The 19,660-nt window shown below is 72.4% G+C and carries 18 protein-coding genes; 13 read left to right on the top strand and 5 right to left on the bottom strand.

Annotation, left to right across the window (positions count from 1 at the left end):
* Positions 1–178 precede the first annotated feature (178 nt).
* Positions 179–2,857 carry a D-alanyl-D-alanine carboxypeptidase gene (locus ACGFW6_RS26160; protein ID WP_393514504.1) on the bottom strand — a complete coding sequence of 893 codons (2,679 nt, stop codon included), beginning with the start codon at positions 2,855–2,857 and terminating at the stop codon, positions 179–181.
* A gap of 252 nt (positions 2,858–3,109) precedes the next feature.
* On the opposite strand from ACGFW6_RS26160, the gene ACGFW6_RS26155 reads away from it, so the two are divergent.
* The 3 genes from ACGFW6_RS26155 to ACGFW6_RS26145 all read left to right on the top strand — a co-directional run bounded on the left by ACGFW6_RS26155 (position 3,110) and on the right by ACGFW6_RS26145 (position 5,527).
* Positions 3,110–3,868, top strand: coding sequence for a GPP34 family phosphoprotein (locus tag ACGFW6_RS26155; RefSeq protein WP_393514501.1), 759 nt, complete (start codon positions 3,110–3,112; stop codon positions 3,866–3,868).
* 375 nt (positions 3,869–4,243) lie between these two features.
* Positions 4,244–5,101: a helix-turn-helix domain-containing protein gene (locus ACGFW6_RS26150; protein ID WP_393514498.1), complete on the top strand. Its 858-nt coding sequence runs from the start codon at positions 4,244–4,246 to the stop codon at positions 5,099–5,101.
* A 234-nt stretch (positions 5,102–5,335) separates the two neighbouring features.
* On the top strand, positions 5,336–5,527 hold the full coding sequence (locus tag ACGFW6_RS26145; protein ID WP_030967809.1) for a DUF397 domain-containing protein: 192 nt from the start codon (positions 5,336–5,338) through the stop codon (positions 5,525–5,527).
* A gap of 159 nt (positions 5,528–5,686) precedes the next feature.
* Here the strand turns inward: ACGFW6_RS26145 and ACGFW6_RS26140 are convergent, their stop codons facing one another.
* A complete protein-coding gene (locus tag ACGFW6_RS26140) occupies positions 5,687–6,547 on the bottom strand; it encodes a MerR family transcriptional regulator (protein ID WP_393514495.1) in 861 nt (286 codons plus the stop codon).
* Positions 6,548–6,632: 85 nt separating this feature from the next.
* Positions 6,633–7,142: a glutathione peroxidase gene (locus tag ACGFW6_RS26135; RefSeq protein WP_393514492.1), complete on the bottom strand. Its 510-nt coding sequence runs from the start codon at positions 7,140–7,142 to the stop codon at positions 6,633–6,635.
* Positions 7,143–7,356: 214 nt separating this feature from the next.
* Between ACGFW6_RS26135 and ACGFW6_RS26130 the strand changes: the two genes are divergently transcribed.
* Both ACGFW6_RS26130 and ACGFW6_RS26125 read left to right on the top strand, forming a co-directional pair.
* The gene (locus tag ACGFW6_RS26130; protein WP_393514489.1) at positions 7,357–8,676 is read left to right on the top strand and encodes a sensor histidine kinase; all 1,320 of its coding nucleotides are present in this window, start codon (positions 7,357–7,359) and stop codon (positions 8,674–8,676) included.
* Positions 8,640–9,284 (top strand): LuxR C-terminal-related transcriptional regulator, encoded by a 645-nt coding sequence (locus ACGFW6_RS26125; RefSeq protein ID WP_393514487.1) that lies wholly within the window; start codon positions 8,640–8,642, stop codon positions 9,282–9,284. The genes ACGFW6_RS26130 and ACGFW6_RS26125 overlap by 37 nt, the downstream gene beginning before the upstream one ends.
* Positions 9,285–9,291: 7 nt before the next feature.
* On the opposite strand, the gene ACGFW6_RS26120 is transcribed toward ACGFW6_RS26125, so the two are convergent.
* Entirely contained in the window at positions 9,292–9,864 is a 573-nt protein-coding gene (locus ACGFW6_RS26120) for a CGNR zinc finger domain-containing protein (protein WP_393514484.1), read from the bottom strand.
* A gap of 109 nt (positions 9,865–9,973) precedes the next feature.
* Here ACGFW6_RS26120 and ACGFW6_RS26115 point away from each other — a divergent pair, with 109 nt between their 5' ends.
* Entirely contained in the window at positions 9,974–10,846 is an 873-nt protein-coding gene (locus ACGFW6_RS26115; protein ID WP_393514481.1) for an alpha/beta fold hydrolase, read from the top strand.
* 138 nt (positions 10,847–10,984) lie between these two features.
* Entirely contained in the window at positions 10,985–11,869 is an 885-nt protein-coding gene (locus tag ACGFW6_RS26110) for a hypothetical protein (RefSeq protein WP_393514478.1), read from the top strand.
* 43 nt (positions 11,870–11,912) lie between these two features.
* Here the strand turns inward: ACGFW6_RS26110 and ACGFW6_RS26105 are convergent, their stop codons facing one another.
* Positions 11,913–12,287, bottom strand: coding sequence for a hypothetical protein (locus ACGFW6_RS26105; protein ID WP_393514475.1), 375 nt, complete (start codon positions 12,285–12,287; stop codon positions 11,913–11,915).
* Positions 12,288–12,507: 220 nt separating this feature from the next.
* Between ACGFW6_RS26105 and ACGFW6_RS26100 the strand changes: the two genes are divergently transcribed.
* From ACGFW6_RS26100 to ACGFW6_RS26075, 6 genes are all read left to right on the top strand, one after another.
* Positions 12,508–13,848 (top strand): ferric reductase-like transmembrane domain-containing protein, encoded by a 1,341-nt coding sequence (locus tag ACGFW6_RS26100; RefSeq protein WP_393514472.1) that lies wholly within the window; start codon positions 12,508–12,510, stop codon positions 13,846–13,848.
* A 148-nt stretch (positions 13,849–13,996) separates the two neighbouring features.
* Entirely contained in the window at positions 13,997–14,347 is a 351-nt protein-coding gene (locus tag ACGFW6_RS26095; RefSeq protein WP_393514470.1) for a hypothetical protein, read from the top strand.
* Positions 14,348–14,443: 96 nt separating this feature from the next.
* Positions 14,444–15,595 (top strand): acyl-CoA dehydrogenase family protein, encoded by a 1,152-nt coding sequence (locus ACGFW6_RS26090; RefSeq protein WP_393514467.1) that lies wholly within the window; start codon positions 14,444–14,446, stop codon positions 15,593–15,595.
* 358 nt (positions 15,596–15,953) lie between these two features.
* On the top strand, positions 15,954–16,646 hold the full coding sequence (locus ACGFW6_RS26085) for a LuxR C-terminal-related transcriptional regulator (protein ID WP_393514464.1): 693 nt from the start codon (positions 15,954–15,956) through the stop codon (positions 16,644–16,646).
* 409 nt (positions 16,647–17,055) lie between these two features.
* On the top strand, positions 17,056–17,838 hold the full coding sequence (locus ACGFW6_RS26080) for a BTAD domain-containing putative transcriptional regulator (RefSeq protein ID WP_393514461.1): 783 nt from the start codon (positions 17,056–17,058) through the stop codon (positions 17,836–17,838).
* A gap of 201 nt (positions 17,839–18,039) precedes the next feature.
* Complete coding sequence (locus tag ACGFW6_RS26075; RefSeq protein ID WP_393514459.1) at positions 18,040–19,533, top strand: cation:proton antiporter; 1,494 nt, start codon at positions 18,040–18,042, stop codon at positions 19,531–19,533.
* Positions 19,534–19,660 lie beyond the last annotated feature (127 nt).

The raw sequence follows: 19,660 nt of genomic DNA, 5'->3' as shown, positions 1-19,660 counted from the left end.
ACTGTCCCGTCTTCTGTTCTGGCCGCGTCCCGTTTCCCGCGCGTTGTCGGCCCAGACCCTGAAGGTTCTCCGGTCGCGCCTTGTGAGCGTCGACCTGCCCGTTTCGTGACGCTAGCACGCAGCCCGCCGACGAGCGCCGTCGGCGGGCTGCGTGAGGCTCCGTTCAGGGGCCCCGGGTTCAGGCGATACGGGTCAGCTTGTCCGTGAAGCCCGGCTCGGCCAGATCCGTCTGGAGAGCGACCGGGATCTTGACCGCGCCGCTGCTGCCGTCACCCACGGTGAGCGTGCCCACCTGGGTGCCGGCCTTCGCGGTGTGCGGCACCTCGTCGGGGGCGAAGGTCAGCTTCACCTGCAGCCCCGACCAGCCGACGGCCTTGACGTCCTTGGTGGCCACGACCGCGGTGCGCCCGCCGAGTCCGTCGTCGACGTACCCGACGACGTCGCCCTTCTTCAGGATCGTCGCCGACTCCAGCGCGCCCTGCGCGGCCCGGATGAGCTGGTCGCCGCCGTCCAGCGCGGCGCTCAGGATGGTGTTCTCCGGACCGCCGGCCGGCTGGCGGACGACGGCGCCGACGATGGTGCGGGTCTCGCCGCCGACCTCCTTCTTCGCGGCGAACACGAGGTTGCCGAGCGCGGAGGTGGTGGTGCCGGTCTTGATGCCGACGACGTCGTTCTTGCCGACCAGCTGGTTCCAGTTGGAGTGGTTGGTGCCCTTGTAGTCGTCGTACGACATCATCGCGGCGACCTCGCGGAAGGCGGGGAACTTCATCGCCGCCTTCGCCAGCTTCACCTGGTCCACGGCCGTGCTGACGGTGGTGTCGTTCAGACCGGAGGGGTCGGTGTACGTCGTGTTCGTCATGCCGAGGTCCTCGGCGGCGGCGTTCATCTTCGCCACGAACGCCTTCTCGGACCCGGCGTCCCAACGAGCCAGCAGACGGGCCACGTTGTTCGCGGATGCGATCAGGATGCTCTCCAGTGCCTCGCGCTGCGTGATCTTGTCGCCCGCGGTGACGTCGACGGTCGACTCCTGGCCCGCGTTCGACTGGTCCTCGGCGAGCTGGTCGATCTTGATCTTCGGCCCCTCGTCGCCGCTCTCCAGGGGGCGGTCGCGCAGGACGAGGTACGCCGTCATGACCTTGGCGACACTGGCGATCGGCACGGGCTTCTGGTCGCCGGACGAGCCGAAGGTGCCGATGCCGTCGACGTCCAGCGCGGCCTGGCCGTCGGCCGGCCACGGGATGTCGATCTTGCTGCCGTCGAAGGTGAAGGAGTCCTTCGCGGTCAGCTCCAGGGTGGGGGCCGGGAGCGGGCGCACCGACTGGACGACCGCGAAGACGATCGCGAGCAGGATCACCAGCGGCGTCCAGATCTTGACCCGCCGGATGGCCGTCCGCACCGGGGTGTCCGGCGGCGGCGGGGTGTTCGTCAGCTCGGCCAGCAGATCGAGCGGCGGCTTCGGCGGCAGCGGCTGCTGGGTGGTGCGCTCGGGACCGACCTGCGGGACGGCGGTGGTGACGTCCGGGGCGGCCGGCGGCTTCGGCGCGTTCGGTGCGGCCGGCGGCTGCGGGGCCTCCGGCCGGATGTCCGGCTTGAGCGCGACGAACTTGCTGGTGCGCTCCGCGGGCGCCTCGGGTTCGGCGGCCTTCGGCTCGGGCGCCTCGGGCCTGGGCGCCTTCAGCATCGTGGTCGGCTGGTCGACGGAGGGCTTGGCGGGCCGTACGGCCTTGAAGATCGCGGTCGGCTGATCGACGGAGGGCTCGGCGGCCGCACCGCCACCACCGTCGCCGCCGTCCGCGGGGGAGCCGTCGGTGTCGTCCGCCCGGTCCGAGTCGCCGGCGGCGTCGGCCCGGGCGTCCTTGCCGGGAGCGTCGGTGCGGGGAGCGGCGTCCTCGGGGGCCGCGGCGGCGGAGCCGCGGGGATCCCGCGGGGCGGAGTCGGAAGGGGAATCCGCGGGGGAGTCCTCCGAGGCGGCCGCAGCGTCCTTCCCGGCACCTTCGGGCGCCTCGGCGGGCGCAGGAGCGTCAGCGGCTGCGGGGCCCTCGGCCGGGCCGTCCTCGGCGGTAGGGGCGTCGTCGGTGGCGTCGGTGGCGTCGGTGGCGTCGGTGGCGTCGGCGGCGGAGGCCGCGGCGGTGTCGTCCGCGTCGTCGCTGCCGGCGGTGTCGTCCGCGTCCGACGTCGTGTCCTTGGCGTCGGTGTCCGAGGTGGCCACCCAGGCCGCCACGGCGGCCTTCAGCCGGTCGTCGCTCGGCTCCGGCTCCGGCTCGGCGTCACCGTCACCGTCACCGGAGGCGCCGTCAGTCTTCGCTTCCTGCGCCGGCTTGGCGTCCTCGGGCTCGGGCGCCACGTCCTCGGCGTCCTCGGCGTCGGCCTTCGCCCGCTCGGCTTCCTCGGCGTCGGCCTTCGCCGGCTCGGCGTCCTCGGAGCTCCCGGCGTCCTGCGCGTCCGTCCTCGCGTCGTCCGCGTCCGGGACGTCCGCCTTCGTGCCCTCGGTGTCCGGGAGTTCCGTCTTCGCGTCCCCGGCGTCGCCGTCCGCGGTCGCCGCGGCCTTCGCGTCCTCGGGCTCGGCCGTCGGGCCGTCCGCGTCGTCGGCACCGGAGCCGGCGGAGTTCTCCAGCTCCTCCCGTACCGCCTCCAGCTCGCGGCGGGACAGCACGCGCGTGGCCGTGTCCACACCGCCCCGGGACGCCGCCTGCTTCTTCGGGGCCGTGGACTCCCGGGCCACCGCGAGGCGCGGGTCGCGCTTCTCGCCGCCGCCCTCCGGTTCGGGCCTGGATTCGGGAACCGGAACCGCGCTCCCCGACGTCGGTTCTGCCGACGACTCGCGCTGCTTCGACCTGTCGGGGGACTCGCCCGCCACCGATGCCTCCTCCATGTGCCGCCGCACGCCCTCCGTGCGTCTGCCGAACCGTGAGCCGTCGCCCGGACACTGTGACCGTGCGACCCCCGTGCCGCTGCCCGAACCATGTACCAGTGTCCTGTGCGCGGCCCCCCACTGACGCGGTAGACGAGAACGACATACCTACCGGTTCCCTCACAAACAGGTCACGCACCCTCGACAGACCAATGTGAGAGGGGTCACCCTGTCTGTCATCCACGCGGGGAGGCATGGATGGGCAGGAGCCGCAGAACACTTCCGGAGGAGCTTCTGCTGCTGGCGTTGGACCCGACCACGGGCACCACCGCACAGCCGCAGTCGCTCGACCTCGGTCTGGCCGGAGCGCAGCTAGTGGAGCTGGCGCTGGCCGGACGGATAGCCCCAGACGGGGATCGTATCGCCGTGGTGTCCCCACGGCCGACTGGAGATCCGACTCTGGACTGTGCATTGGAGTTGCTGCGAAGGCGTGGCGCTCCGGTGCGGGCAGTCCATTGGATTGGCGGGCCGCGCCTTGGCCTACGCCAGACCTATCTCTCGCATCTGGAGCGGTGCGGCATGGTGCATGCCGTGGCGGGCCAGATGTGCGGAGTGCTGCCGACGACTCGCTACCAGGCGACGGACACCGCCATCAGCCGGGAGATCAGGGCCCGGCTGGACTCCGCGATCCGCACCGGCGTACCGCCGGACCCGCGGACCGCGGCGCTCGCCGCACTGGCGCACGCGGTCGGCCTCGGCAAGCACCTGTACCCGGGGAACGAGGGGCGATCCTCTCGGTCCCGGCTCAGGGACCTGATCAGGCACGACCCCATGGGCGGTCTCGTCGCGCACGCGGTGATGGACGTCCAGAACGGCGCGGCGGCCCAGCCGCGTCGCAACCCGGCTGCCCCGGCCGGCCGGCAGGCCGCCCCCGGAGGCAGGGCCGCGGCGGAACCCGCTCGTGGCGTTCCGGTGCAGCCGCGCCGCGGATCCATGGCGCGTGTCGTGGCCCACTGAGCCGCAGTCCCACGACCCGCATCACGGGATCCGGCGTACGCACCGCCTGATCCAGCACGCGCACCACCCGCACCACCGGCACGACCCGCACACCACGCACGCGAAGTTCAGCGCCGCACCGCAGTCCCCAAGACCGGTACGGGAGCCGCTGGTCCGCGCGGGGCGACGGGACCGTACGTCCGCACATCCGTCCACCGGATGGCGCGGCGGTCCCGTCGCCCCGCGCGGCCGCATGTGCGGGGGTCCTGGCGAACTGGCGTGTATCCAGCGCATATCCACCGTTTCCCAGCGGTAGTAAGCACCTTGGTGGCAGTCTGCTCAACAGCAGATACGCAAAGTGGTAATTACAGGCAGGCAGCCGGAGGTGCACGTCCCGTGGCGTCCAATGTCAATCCCACCGTCAGGCGACGCCGGCTGGGCCAGGAGCTGCGCCGGCTCCGCGAGCTCAAGGGCATGACGGCCGAGGAAGTGGCCGAGCGGCTGCTCGTGTCGCAGTCGAAGATCAGCCGCCTGGAGAACGGACGGCGCAGTATCAGCCAGCGCGACGTCCGCGACCTGTGCGGGGTCTACGAGGTGGAGGACCACCGGATCGTGGACTCCCTGATGCAGATGGCCAAGGATTCGCGGCAGCAAGGATGGTGGCACTCCTTCGGCGACATCCCCTACAGCGTCTACATCGGTCTGGAGACGGACGCGGCGAGCCTGCGCGTGTACGACCCGCAGGTCGTGCCGGGGCTGCTGCAGACCAAGCAGTACGCCGAGGCCCTGATCGCGGGCGCGCTGCCGGAGACGGCGCAGACCGAGATCGAGAAACGGGTCCAGGTGCGCATGCGCCGACAGGAACGAATCTCCACCGAGGAGAACCCGCTGCGACTGTGGACCGTCCTCGACGAGGCCGCCCTGCGCCGCGTGGTCGGCAACCGCTCCCTCATGCGGGACCAGTTGGAGCAGCTCGTCGAGCAGTCCCAGCTGCCGCACGTCACCGTGCAGGTCATCCCCTTCGAGATGGGAGCGCACCCGGGCCTCAACGGGCAGTACGCGATCCTGGAGTTCCCGGACGCGGCCGACTCCAGCGTCGTCTACATCGAGGGCGTCACCAGCGACCTGTACCTGGAGAAGGCGAACGACGTCCAGAAGTACAGCGTGATGTACGAGCATCTGCGGGCGCAGGCCCTGAACGTGGACCAGTCACGGCAGTTCATCGCGGACATCGCGAAGGAGTACGCGCGCTGAAACACCCGCCCCGACCGGAGAAGAGCCGCACAGTACACCGTCTCCCGGCCGGGATGGAAGACTCCAATGGAATATGCCACCCGCCCGAGTGAATAGTCGCTTCGTCAGCCGATGTTGGCGAGTAGCGTCGATCACGCCACCGAGCAACAACGTTGGCGTGAATCGTCCTGCGGGATCCGGTCCGGACGCGCAGGACGGTGACAGCAACTCAACATCTGGTAATTCGGAGCGAACATGGCAATTCGTCAGGGTGCCACGGACACGTGGACCAAGTCCTCGTACTCGACAGGTAACGGCGCGTGCGTCGAGGTCAAGTCGCCGGTCGTAGCGGCCATGGCGGTGCGGGACTCCAAGGTGCCCGAGGGCCCCGTCCTGGCGTTCCCCGCGACCGCGTGGAACACCTTCGTGGCGTCGGTCAAGGCGTAAGGGGCGGGGCTGTCTGAACCCGCACCTTCCACCGACCGCGCGACCGACAACTGCACAAGCACCACAAGAGCCCTCTCGACCAGCTCGCCGTCCTTGCCGAGAGGGCTCGGCTGTGCCCCGGGGCCGGCCGGACCGGCCCCCGGGATCACCTCTCCTGGATCACCGTGCGGGGATCACCGGGAACGCCACATCGCACACCGGATCCTGCGCCCCCGCCGCGTCCCAGTCCGCGAAGTAGACCTCACGGCACGGGCCCGCCTGTTCCAGGCCCTCCCGGGCGATCCACTCCTCCACGGCCTCGAAGGCGGCGAGGATCTGCGGATGGGCCACCTGGGCCTTGGTGATCCGGGTGTAGGCGAGCCGCTGGGCGGGCCGCACACTCACCTTCGTCTCCCAGGTACGGCCGTTCCGCTCGGCCCACGCCCGCGCCGCCGCCTCGTCGGCGACCGGCACACAGGACTCGGCCGGACCGTCGCTCTCCATCGACACCTCGGCGTGGTAGACCACGAACGGCGGCGCGGTGACCCCGCCGCACTCGCGGGCCGCGGCCTCCAGCCGGCCCAGCGACGCCCCGATCCACGCCGGCAGCTCGCCCGCCAGCACATGCCGGGCCTCGCTGATCACCACCTGCTCGGGCACGTCCACCGTCTCGATCACGAACTTGCCGTACATCTCGGAGCTCCTCCCCGACAGCCGTCCACGGAGGTACTCGGCGAGGGTCCGCTGTCCCGCCATCCGGACCTCGACGTCCGCCCAGTACGCGGCGAGCCGGTCGGCGGCCGCCGCCCCGTCCGGGGCCTCCACGACCTCCGCGATCCGGGCCAGCGGCATGTCCAGCCGGCGCAGCAGCGCCACCAGCCGGGCCCGCTCGACCTGGTCGGCGCGGTAGTAGCGGTAGCCACTGGCCTCGTCGATCCGGGCGGGCGGCAGCAGCCCCAGGCGGTCGTAGAGCCGCAGGGCCTTGGCCGAGAGCCTGGCCCGCGCGGCGAACGCGCCGATGGTGAGCAGTTCGTCGTCCACGGCCTCATCCTCCGTCACCGGGCGGCCTGTCCCGCCCGGCGACAAGGAGACTCGGCCCTGCCCCAGGGGCAAGGTCAACGGCCGCTCAGGCGAGCTGGCCCTCGACGGCCGCGACGAGCTCGGCCGCCTCCGGCTCGGTCTGCGGGGAGAAACGGGCGACGACGGTGCCGTCCCGGCCGATCAGGAACTTCTCGAAGTTCCAGCGGATGTCGCCGCTGTGGCCCTCGGCGTCGGCGAAGCCCACCAGGCGCTCGTACAGCGCGTGCCGTCCCTCCCCGTTCACCTCCACCTTCTCGGTCATGGGGAAGGTCACGCCGTACGTCGCCGAGCAGAACTCCGCGATCTCCTCGGCCGTGCCGGGCTCCTGGCCCATGAACTGGTTGCAGGGCACCCCGAGCACGGTGAAGCCGCGCTCCGCGTAGCGCTCCTGGAGCTTCTCCAGGCCGTTGTACTGCGGGGTCAGGCCGCACTTGGACGCCACGTTCACGATGAGGACGGCCTGGCCGGCGTACTGGGCGAGGTCGGCGGTGCCACCGGTGAGGGCGTCGATGTCGACGTCGAGGGGGGAGTTTTCGTTGGTGTCTGCAGTCGTCATGAGGCGGATGCTAACTCCGGAGGGTGAGCCGGCCGGAAACCCGCGGGTGGCGGGCGGCTGGTCGCGCAGGTTCCCGCGCCCTCTTCGCGGCGCGTCCGCCGGCATCCGCGGAGGGGAGTTTTCCCCACCGCGCCGGCACCCCGGGGGCCGCGACAATGACGGCACGGGCGCTCAGGCCCGTCCACCGCACAGGCAGCAGAGGGGAGCGAGCCGTATGGACCGCACGACGCAGCTCGGGGGGAACCGCCCGCCGGACGGGACCAGGGGATTCTCGGTCGCGGACGGACTGACGGGACTGCGACGGGCGATGACCCTGTGCGGGATGTCCATATCGGCCTTCGGGCGGTCCCTGGCGGTCTCCGGCGCCATCTGGCTGGTGGGACCCGGCCTCGGCGTGGTGCCGCGCGCCATGGAGGGCGTGCGCAACCTGGCCGCCCGCCGGCGCGAGGTGGCGCTGCGCTGGTCGGGGGTGGAGATACCCGGCCCGCCCGGACCGCTGCCGGCCGTGCCCGAGGGCGCCTCCGGGGCGGCCGCCCGCTACCGGTGGATCATGAGCGATCCGCAGACCCGGCGCGAGTGGGTCTGGGTGCTCGTCGACCCGCTGGCCGGCGCGTTCCTCGCGTTCCTCCCGATCGCCCTGGTCCTCAGCGGGGTGTGGGGCATCTTCCTCGCCTTCTTCGGGGTTCCGCTGTCCGCCGAATGGGACGGCCTGTGGTACCAGTTCATCCCGGTCGAGGGCCGGGCCACCGCCGTCCTCGCCGGTGTCCTCGGCGTCCTGCAGCTGCCGCTCGCCCTGTGGGCGGCGCCGCGCGCGGTGCGCCGGCACGCCCTGTACACCCGCTCGATGCTCGCGCCGAGCGAGAGCGAGCTGATGGCCGGCCGCATCCGGCACCTGGCCACCACCCGCTCCGACGCCGTCGACACACAGATGGCGGAGATCCGCCGCATCGAGCGGGACCTGCACGACGGCGCCCAGGCCCGCCTGGTCGCGATGGGCATGACCCTGGACGCCGCCGAACACCTCCTGGAGAGCGACCCGGAGGCCGTGCGCGCCCTGCTGGCCGAGGCGCGCGAGTCCTCCTCCAAGGCGCTGGAGGAACTGCGCGACCTGGTCCGCGGCATCCACCCGCCGGTCCTCGCCGACCGCGGACTCACCGACGCGGTACGGGCGTTGGCGATGGTCTGCCCGGTGCGCACCGAGGTCCGGGTCGACCTGCCGGGCCGCCCCGAGATGCCGGTCGAGTCCGCCGCGTACTTCGCGATCTCGGAGATCCTGACCAACGTCGCCAAGCACTCCGGCGCCGACCGGGCCCGGATCGACATCCGTTACGCTCACGGAACGCTCCGCGTCACCGTCACGGACGACGGGCACGGCGGTGCCGACGCCTCGCGCGGCAGCGGCCTGCGGGGCATCGAACGCCGGCTCGCCACCTTCGACGGGGTGCTGGCCGTGCACAGTCCCGCCAACGGACCGACCACGGTGACGATGGAGCTTCCGTGCGTATTGCCCTCGCCGAAGACCACTTCCTCCTGAGGGACGGACTCATCCGCCTCCTCGGCGCCCACGGCCACGAGGTCGTCGCCGCCGTGGACAACGGTACGGATCTGCTGGACGCCCTCATCGAGGAGCGGCCGGACGTCGCGGTCGTCGACGTCCGGCTGCCGCCGACGTTCACCGACGAGGGCCTGCGCGCGGTGCTGGCGGCCCGCGAACGGATGCCGGACCTGCCGGTGCTGCTGCTCTCGCAGTACGTGGAGCCGCTGTACGCGCGTGAGTTGCTGGCCAGGGGAGGCAGGGGCGTCGGCTACCTGCTGAAGGACCGGGTCACCAACGGCGCCCAGTTCCTGGACTCCATCCGCCGGGTGGCCGAGGGCGGCACCGCGTTGGACGCCGAGGTGATTTCCAAGCTCCTGGTCCGCAAGGAGCGCGACGAAGCCGTGGGCAGCCTCTCCGCACGGGAGCGGGAGGTGCTGGAGTGGGTGGCGCAGGGGCGCTCCAACGCGGGTATCGCACAGGGCCTGTTCATCTCGGAGAAGGCCGTCGCGAAGCACATCGGCAACATCTTCACCAAGCTGGGGCTGCTGCAGGCGGACGCCGACAACCGGCGGGTGCTGGCGGTGCTCGCCTATCTGGATCAGTGACGCCCGCTCACCCGGCTTCCGGCTGTCCCCCCTTGTGACGCTGGTAGTGCCGGGCGACCCGCATCCGGTTGCCGCAGCGGGCGGCCGAGCACCAGCGGCGGCGCGGGTGGGTGGGCAGGAAGAGCATCACGCAGTCGTCGGCCTCGCACTCACGGATCCCGCCGACCGCCGGATCGGCCAGCAGCCCGACGGCTGCCTCCGCGAGCCCGGCGGCCAGCCGCACCCCGGGTGAGCCCTCGCGCCGCCGCGCGACGGCCACCGCCGACCCGTCCCACACCAGCTCACTGATCGCCGGCGCGGCCCGCTGCGCCCGGTTGAGCCCTTCGACGTCCTCGTCCGGGGGCCGCTCCCCCCTGCGCACATGATCGAGGGCCCGCGCGGTGTGCTCCCGCACGGCCAGCACGGCGGCCAGATCGGCGCCGTCGAGTTCGTCCGGCGCGTCCTCCGGGAGCCGCTCGCCCTCCAGCGCCCACCAGGCCCGCAGCCCGTCGGGCGTGGTCAGCAGGTCACCGGTGGACGGCCGGGTGTTGACCAGATCCAGCGCCAGGGGCTCTCCGGTCAGCGGTACGGAATCGCTCATGGACTAATGGTACAGGTCGGGGTTGACACGTTAGTAGTCGCGGAGCAGGCTTGCTCTAACGCATGAATCAGCAAGTCATCCATTAGGTTCCGCTCGAAGGAGACCGATCATGCTTGCCCCGACCCCCCGTACCGTCCACCGCCACCTCGACGTGGACGGCGTCCGCGTCTTCTACCGGGAGTCCGTCCCCGACCGCGCCGACGCACCCGTACTGCTGCTCCTGCACGGCTTCCCCTCCGGCTCGCACCAGTTCCGCGGCCTCATCGACGCCCTCGGCGCGCACTACCGGCTCATCGCCCCGGACCACGCCGGCTTCGGCCACACCGAGGCCCCCGACGGCTTCACGTACACCTTCGACCGGCTCGCCGACATCACCGAGGGCTTCGTCCGCGGCCTGGGCCTCGACCGGTTCGTCATGTACGTCTTCGACTTCGGCGCCCCCATCGGCCTGCGCGTCGCCGAGCGGCACCCGGAGTGGATCGCCGGGCTGGTCGTCCAGAACGGCAACGCCTACGAGGAGGGCCTGTCCGACCTGGCCCTCGGTCTGATCGGCCTCACCCCCGAGACCCCCGGCGCCGACGCCACCATCGACGGCGTGCTCACCCTCGCCGGCACCCGCAGCCAGTACGAGACCGGCGTCGCCGACCCCGAGCTGCTCTCCCCCGACGGCTGGACCCTCGACCAGCACTTCCTGGACCAGCCGGGCCGCAAGGAGGCCCAGCGCTCACTGCTCCTCGACTACCGCTCCAACTTCGCGCGCTACGGCGACTGGCAGGCCTGGCTGCGCCGCCACACCCCGCCGGCCCTCATCACCTGGGGCCGCAACGACCCCTTCTTCACCGAGCCCGGCGCCCGCGCCTACCTGCGCGACCTGCCCGACGCCGAACTCCACCTCCTCGACACCGGCCACTTCGCCCTGGAGACGCATCTGCCGGAGGTCGCCCCGCTGATCGCCGACTTCCTGGACCGCGCCTGGAAGTAGGCCCACGGGGCCCGGCCGGCGCGGGAGGCGGCCCCGCCCCGGCCGGGCCTGCGCGCGGCCGCCCCAACGGTGCGAAAATCGATACGGCCCCCTGGGGCGCGGGGAGCTCTGCGGAACCGGCGCGGAGAGGAAGCGTCGATGGACCTGGACACTGTCGCCGACGAGCTGTACCGGCTGCGGCCGGAGGAGTTCACCGCCACCCGCGCGGCCCGGATGGCCGAGGCCCGCACGGCCGGCGACCGAGCCCTCGCGGACCGCATCGGCAAGTTGCGCCGCCCGAGCCTGTCGGCCTGGGCCGGCAACCTCCTGGTCCACGAGAGCCCCGGCGAGGTCGAACCGCTGCTCCGGCTGGGCGAGGGACTGCGGCAGGCCCACCGCGACCTGGACGGCGCACAGCTGCGCGAGCTGAGCCGGCAGCAGCGGGTCCTGATCACCGCCCTGTCCCGGCAGGCCGGACAACTCGCCGCACAGGCCGGGCACCCGATCACCGAAGCCGCCCGCCACGAGGTCGAGAACACCCTGCGCGCCGTCCTCGCGGACCCCGACGCGGCGCGGGAATGGGCGAGCGGCAGGCTGGTCAGGTCCCTGTCCGCGGACACGGGATTCCCCGCCGTCGCCGCGGGCGCCGCCCCCGCGCCCGCGCGTCCCGCCGGATCCACCGCTCCCGCCCGCCCCGCCGCCAAGGCCACGAAGGCCGCGGCCGCCGAGCACCGCCGACAGCTCACCAAGGCGCGCAAGGAAGCCGACGCGGCCGCGCGGGAACTCCGTAGCCGGGAGAAGGAGGCGGCGACCGCGAGCCGTGAGGCGTTCGCGGCCAAGAAGCACTGGGACGACGCACAGCAGCGCGTCAGCGACCTGACCGCCGAACTCCAGCACGCCAGGGAGGAGCAGCAGCAGGCACGTTCCGCGGAACAGACGGCACGGGAGCGGGCCCGCACGGCCGACCGCGGGGTCAGGGAGGCCCGACGCAGGGCGGACGCGGCGGCGGAGCAGGTGGAGCGCCTGAAGACGCCGGAGCCGTGAGCCCCCGCGTGCAGGCGTCGGGACCGGGCGTGGAGGGGGTGCCCTATCGGCTCTCCAGTGCGCCGATCCGCCCGTGGGCCGCTCCGCTCCTCGGACAGGACCAGATCGCCGTGCAGCCGGTGACGGTGGCCGTGAGCGGATGGGCGTCCGGATGCTCCGGACAGTGCGGCCACACGGCCGACGCACCGGCCGACCAGAGCGCCTCCACGGCCCACTCCTGAACCTGGTCGGCGAGGCTCGCCAGACGCTCGGCCGCGGTGCTGCCCAGGGGCGGGCCGATGCCCTGCCCGCTGCCGTCGGGCGCGTACATCATCAGCCCCGACTCGGCGTCGTCCTCGAACCGCGGCCGTACGGAACACTGCGCACGCAGGTCGCGCAGCACGGCGTCCAGGGCGTGGGTGAACTCCGCGTCCGTCATCCCCGGTTCGCCTCCCGATCGCCCCTGCTGTCGTGTGCCGCCTCCGATGTTACGGAACCCGAACTCCCCGCGGATCGGGGCGGTTCCGGCATGAACGGATCCGCCGCGCGAGCCGTATCCTTACCCGATCGAGGCGCGCATTAGGGCGAATTCACCGATCTTCATGGGGTTTGTGCACACGGGTCGCGACCACCGCGGCCTCGGGGGATGAGAGGCAACCATGACGACAGCGAGCAACACGGTGCGCGGCGGCACCACCGTTCCGGTGCAGGCGGCACGCTGGGCGATGTGGACCTTCGTCCTCGTCAACGTGGTGATCGTGGAGGCGTTGTTCGCCGCCGCGGGTTCGGGCAAGAACGGCGTGCTGACGGTCGCCAAGTTCTTCGGACTGCACGCGGCCCTGCTGCTGCTGTTCCAACTGCTGCTGGTGGCCCGGCTGCCGTGGCTGGACCGCCGTATCGGCATGGACCGGCTGACGGTGTGGCACCGCTGGACCGGCTTCACGCTGCTGTGGACCGTCCTCACCCACGCCACCCTGGTCGTGCTCGGCTACGCGACGCTCGACGACACCTCCATGGGGAAGACGTTCGTCGCGCTGAGCGGGGTGCCGGCGTCTCTGCTGGGCATGCTCGCCGCGGCCCTCATCGTGGTGATCGCCACGATCTCCACCCGATCCGTGCGGCGACGGCTGCAGTACGAGGTCTGGCACGGTCTGCACCTGCTGCTGTACGTCGCCCTGGGCCTGGCGTTCGTCCACCAGTTGCAGGAGACGACGACGTTCACGTCCTCCGCGTTCGCCACGGCGTACTGGTGGATCCTGTGGCTGTTCGCCTTCGGCGCGCTGCTGACGGGCCGGGTCGTGCTGCCGCTGTGGCGCAACGCCTACCACCGGTTCACCGTCGCGGCCGTGGTGCCGGAGTCGGACAACGTGGTCTCCGTGTACGTCACCGGCCGGCACCTGGACAAACTCCCGGCCCGGGCGGGCCAGTTCTGCATCTGGCGGTTTCCCGGGCACCACCACTGGTGGCTGGCCAACCCCTTCTCCCTGTCGGCGGCGCCCGACGGACGCGGGCTGCGCCTCACGGCGAAGGCGGCCGGCACCACCAGCGCCGGACTGCGCCACGTCCCCGTCGGCAGCCGCGCCTTCGTCGAGGGACCGTACGGCGCGTTCACCTCCCTGCACCGCACCCGGCCCGGTGCCCTGCTGATCGCCGGCGGCGTCGGCATCACCCCCGTACGCGCCCTGCTGGAGGACCAGGCGACCGGCGACTTCGTCGTCCTGTACCGGGTCCGCAGCGAGGCCGAGGCCGTACTCCTTAACGAGGTGCGCCACCTGATCGCGCTCCGGGGCGGACGGCTGCACCTGCTCACCGGCCGGACCGGCGACGGCGGCACCCCGCCCTTCGCCCCGGACAACCTGCACCGCCTGGTTCCCGACATCACCGAACGCGACGTGTACGTCTGCGGCCCGCCGGCCATGACCACGGCCGTCCTCTCCGGCCTGCGCGACCTGCGGGTCCCCGCACGCCAGGTGCACGCCGAGAGGTTCGGCCTGGCCTGATCGGCCCGCCGCCGCGCCCGCGTTCCCCCCTGCGGCCCCGGCCGCAAGGCCACGTCGACCGCGGATCCAGCCACTCTCCAGCAGCCGGGACGAGTATCGGAGCCGCCGGGGGTGGCCCGGTGTGCGGACGCGGTGATGCGGAGGTGGCATGCCCATGGGCGTGACGGCGGTCGAGGCGGTGGCCGGGGGCGCGGACGATGTCCGGCGGGGCGGGTCCGGCGGGGAGGAACTCCCGGGCCGGGCGCGGTTCCAGGTCGTCCCGGCGGACGTCCGGCCGCAGACCGGTCGGCCGCGTGCCGGCCGTCGCCATCTCCGGGTGCACCTCATCGGGGGCGGCGGCGTCCCCCTGCGCGGCCTGGACACTCGCGCCGACGCGGCCCACCTCGTCGGGCCGCCGGCTCCCGCCGGCCCGGACCTGGGCGCAGGCACCCTGACCGACCTCCTGGGAAGCATCTTCGCTCTCACCCACCGTCAACTGTCCGCGCAACGGCCCGCTTGAGCGGGCGACGGGCCCGGGATGCGCCAACCCTCCTCCAGCGCCTTCCGGCGAGGTCGAGCCGGCACGCCCGGGCCCCGCGGCGAGGAGGCAGCGCTCATGTCCGGCTCCGTACTCACCCCCCGGTCCGGCTCCGTACGCACCGCCGACCCGGCGAACCGGGTGCGGGAGGCCGCCGAACTGGCCGCCCGGCACGCGGCCGCCGCGGACCAGGCGCGGCGGCTGCCCGGCGAGGTCGTGGCCGGGCTGGTCGCGGCGGGCTTCGCACGGCACTTCGTGCCACACCGCTGGGGCGGGAGGGCAGGAGGCTTCGTCGAACTCCTGGACACGGTGTCCACGGTGGGCGAGGGCTGCGCCTCCGCCGCCTGGATCGCCGCGGTCGTCGCCGGCGCCGCCCGGATGGGCGTGTACCTGCCGGACGAGGGCCAGCGCGAGCTGTGGGCCGCCGGCCCCGACACCGTGATCGCGGGCGCGCTCAGCCCCAGCGGATACGCCACCCCCGACGCCGGCGGCTGGCGGCTCACCGGTCAGTGGCCGCTGGTCAGCGGCGTGGACTTCGCCGACTGGACGCTGGTGTGCGCGTCGGTGCCCCGAGGGGATCACGCGGTGGCGCGGTTCTTCGCCGTGCCGCGCCGGGACTACCGCGTCATGGACACGTGGTTCAACGTCGGCCTGCGGGCCACGGGGAGCAACACCCTGGTCGCGGACGGGGTGTTCGTGCCCGAGCACCGGTCCGTCGCCCGCGGCGCCATCCGGCGGGGCCTGGCCGTCGGCTCCGTCGCACCGTGCCACACCGCCGCGCTGCGCACGATCAACGGCACGCTCTTCGCCGCCCCCGTGCTCGGGGCGGCGCGGGCGGCCGTGCGGGCCTGGTCGGCGCGGCTGGCCGGCAGGTCCGCCCAGGGATCGCTCGCTCCCCGGGACAACCCGCTGGTGCGGGGCGTGCTGGCCCGGGCCGAGGGCGAGATCGAGAGCGCGGCCCTGCTGCTGCGCCGGGTGGCGCGGGCCGGCGACGACGGGCCCGTCGACGCCGCAGAGGCGGCCCGTGCGCCACGGGACTGCGCGCTGGCCGCCGACCAGTTGGTCGACGCGGTGGAACGGCTGTTCCGTTCGGCCGGCTGCGGCGCGCAGGCGCAGGACGACCCGCTCCAGCGCATCTGGCGTGACGTGCACTGCGCGGTCAGCCATGTCGCTCTGCGCTTCGACACGGCGGGCGGCGCGTACGGAGGTCAGCTGCTGGGCGCGGGGTGACGACGCCGTCGGCGGACCTGTGCGGGGAAGGGCCGTCACGGTGCCGGGGAAACAGGACGGGACGGTTCCCGTCCGGCCCGGACCGGCTACCGGTCCGCTCATCCGTCCCGCCCTCTCTCCGCGGAGGTCACCCGGTTTCCCAGCCGGTTTCCGTGGCCTTGGCCACAGGCTCTCGTAACTGCCACTGCAGTAGACTTCGAAACGCGGTTACGGGGAGCCAGGGGGCGACGTGGAAATCAGCGGCAGGGCGGGCAATCGCACGGCGAGGTGGAATTCTTCTTTCCGTTTTTCCGGGCCTTCGAGCGGGTGCGGATTTTCGGGCGCTCACCGGTTCACCTCGGACGCCTTCGGAGGCTAGGTGACTCCGGAACCGGTGCGCATAGTCGTCGTCGACGACCATCGCCTGCCCCGCGAAGCCCTCTGCCATGTGCTGGACTCCGAGCCGGATCTGGAGGCGCTCGGGGTCGACTGCGGACCGTCCGCGGTGCGGGCGGTCGCCGAGTGCCGGCCCGACGTCGTGCTGCTGGACGTCGCGACGCCGGGCCCGGACCCGGCGTCGGCGGTGCGCGACCTGCTGGACTGCGGCCACCCGGTCGGGATCGTCGTACTGCACACACAGAGCGACCCGTTGCTGATGCGGCGGCTGCTGGACCTGGGTGTGCGGGCCTATCTGCACAAGAGCGTCAGCCGGGGCCTGCTGCTGTCGACCGTCCGGGACATCGCGGGCGCCAAGCAGCAGACGGTCACCATCACCGTGCCGTCGGGCTCCGCGCGGGCGGAGGCCGCGGTGCCGCGGCCGGCCGCCGAGCCGGCCCGGGACGCGCCCGCTGCCGACCTGCTGTCGGCGCGGGAACTGGTGGTGCTGAGCCTGGTGGCCGAGGCGCTGACCAACCGCCAGGTCGCGTCCAGGATGGACATCACCGAGGCCACGGTGAAGCGCCACCTGCGGAACATCTTCACCAAGCTGGGTGCCACCTCGCGCATCGACGCGGTCAACAAGGCGATCAACGCCCTGGTCATCCAGCCTCCGGCGGCACGCCGCCGAAGGTGAGCCGCCCGCGGGTGCCGGGGCGCTGCTTCGAAGGAGGCATCACCGTGCGCCGGGGCGGGCGGGGGAGCCCGCACGGCATGATTCGCCGGGAAATGTCCGTGTATCACCCCGTGTAACGCTTTGAGCTGGTTTCTTCGGCGGGCCGACTGGCTGGTAACGAGGAATTCACAATTGGTGAACCTGATTTTGCTTGTTTGCGGTGGAGTTTCGCGGCCGCTGCATCCAAAGAGGTATTCGCCTACATCTTTTGGCGCCCGTGGGCTCAAGCGCGGCTCGAGGCAGTCTTGGAAGATTGTGACGTGCGGACTGAAAGGGCATTGTTGCACCTGCGGGTTCGACAGGAAATTGGTTGAAAGTGAATCGAATCCGCATCGAGGTGAACGGGCAACTCTGGACGGGGGAAAAGATCGTGGTCACGTTCAATGTGCTGGGGCAATTGGAGGTCATCGCGGGAGGGCGCGACCTGGCACCGACCGCACCGCGGGTAAAGGCGGTGCTGGCGCTGCTGGCGCTCAACGCGAACCGGGTGGTCAGCACCGACACCCTGTTCGCCGAATTGTGGGACGACCGGCCGCCGCGCAGTGCGGCCACCACTCTGCAGACCTACGTCTACCAACTGCGCCGGATCCTGGAGACGCTTCCCCAGGGTGAGCGGCGCTGCGACATCGTCACCCGGGCACCCGGCTATGAGCTGCGCACGGGGCGGACCGACGCCGAGCGCTTCCTGGCCCTGGCCGAACAGGGCCGCTGTCTGTGGCGCCAGGGCCACTTCGCGGAGGCCGCCGAGCGGCTGCGGCAGGCGCTCGGCCTGTGGCGCGGCCAGGCGCTGGCCGACGTCAACCTGGGGCCGGAGCTGACCATCCACAAGGCGCACCTGTGCGAGCTGCGGCTGCGCGTGCTGGAGCTGCGCATCCAGGCGGACGCCCGGCTCGGCCGGCACCAGGAGCTGATCCCCGAACTGCGGTCGCTGGTCGCCGAGCACCGGCTCAACGAACAACTGCACGCCCAGCTCATCGACTCGCTGCGCGCGGCGGGGTACCGCGCCGAGGCCCTGCGGGCGTACCAGGACCTGCGCAGGGTGCTCAAGACCGAACTCGGCCTGGAGCCGGCCCCCGAGGTGCAGCGCCTGCAGGCCGAGGTGCTCAGCGGCGAGCACGGCGGCTCGGTGAGCGCCCTGCTGCGCACCGGCTGACCCGGCGTCACCCACCCGACAGGTCCGGGACGGAGCGACCGCTTCGTCCCGGACCGGCCCCGGGCTGCCCGCGCGGCCGCACCGCCCCGGACGGAGTGATCGGCTCCGTCCCGGACGGGTCCTCGGCTGCCCGCGTGCAGCCGCACCGCCCCCTTTCCGGGGCGGCGACGCAGTCATCGTCCCGTGAGGAGAACCCTGGCCATGACGCATGATCCATCCTTGTCCGTCGAGGGCGAACCCGAAGGCGGCCCGCCCCGCTCCCGCGGCACGGCGCGTGCGGTGGTCACCTACGGGCTGCTGGTGCTGGTGCCGGTCGCGCTGGCGTTGCTGCTCCTCCGATACGGCATCGGCCACCCGGTGCGGGAGACCGCCGGCGCTCCCAGGCCGTCCGAGCCGGCCGACCTGGCCGGTCAGGTGCTGGTGGCCGGGGCCGTGGTGGTCGCGGCGGCGGGACTGCTGGGCCTGGCGGCCCGCGCGGTCGGCCAGTCGCCGGTGGTCGGCGAGATCCTGGCCGGACTGCTGCTCGGACCGTCGGTGTTCGGGGCGCTGGCACCCGGTGTCTCCCAGGAGGTGTTCCCACCGGCGGTCACGCCGATCATGAACAACCTGGCGCAGGTCGGCGTGGTCTTCTTCATGTTCCTGATAGGTCTGGAGATGCCGCTGACCATGCTGCGCAGGCTCGGCGGCAAGGTGCTCTCCGCCGGGCACGCGGCGCTCGCGGTGCCGTTCCTGCTGGGCATGTCCGCCGCCCTGTGGCTGCGGCACGACTACCAGCCGGACGGTGTGGAGGCCACGCCGTTCCTTCTGTTCGTGGCGCTGTCGGTGTCGGTCACCGCGTTCCCGGTCCTGGCCCGCATCCTCTCCGACCGGGAGCTGATCGGCACCCGGCTGGGCGCGATGGGCCTGGCGATGGCCGGCGTCGGCGACGTCACCGCCTGGTGCGCGCTGGGCGTCGTGGTCGCCGAGGCGCGCAACGACTCACCGCTCGGCGTACTGGTCGCCGTGGCCGAGGTGGTGGCCTTCACCCTGCTGCTGTGGTTCGTGGTGCGCCCGGCGCTGGCGCAGATGCTGCGGGTGCTGGAGAGCAGGCGCGGCGGCGTGCTGCCGATCAGCATGCTGATCGCCTCCTTCGTGCTGATCTGCGCGGTGGTCACCCATGTGCTCGGGGTGCACGCGATCTTCGGCGCCTTCCTGGCGGGCGTGGTGATGCCGCGCTCCTCCCGGACGGTGCGGGACTTCGCGCACCGGACCGAGGGCCTGGCGCTGTGGCTGCTGCTGCCGTTCTTCTTCGCCGCGGTGGGTCTGCAGACCCGGCTGCAGTCGGTGTTCTCACTCTCCGTGCTCGGCGTGCTGGGCCTCGTGCTGCTGGTGGCCGTGGTCGGCAAGATCGGCGGGACGTACGTCGCGGCCCGGCTGGCCGGTGAGGGCAACCGGGAGTCGTTGGGACTCGGCGTGATGATGAACTGCCGTGGCCTGACGGAGCTGGTGGTGCTCAACGTCGGCCTGTCGCTCGGAGTGATCGACTCCCGGCTGTTCGCGGTGCTGGTGGTGATGACCCTCGTGACCACCGTGGCGACGGATCCGCTGCTGCGTCTGCTGAGGCTCGACCAGCTGCCGCAGCCCCCCGGAGGCGGCATGATCCCGGCCGAAGGCCCCCTCCAGCCCCAGGAGAAGGCCGGAGCGCGCCCCCAATGAGCGTGGGGGCGACGCCCGGTGCCTGCTCGCACGGTTCAATTACCCGTGCGGACAACCCACTTGTCACTCAGCGTGCACGGCGGACACCCCGCCCCGTGATCAGGGGCGTTTCGAGCGGCCGTCGAGG

This window comes from Streptomyces sp. Y7 (assembly GCF_043195415.1).
GTDB lineage: Bacteria > Actinomycetota > Actinomycetes > Streptomycetales > Streptomycetaceae > Streptomyces.
The sequence above is the reverse complement of the archived record's forward strand: the minus strand, read 5'-3'. Positions and strand labels throughout refer to the sequence as shown.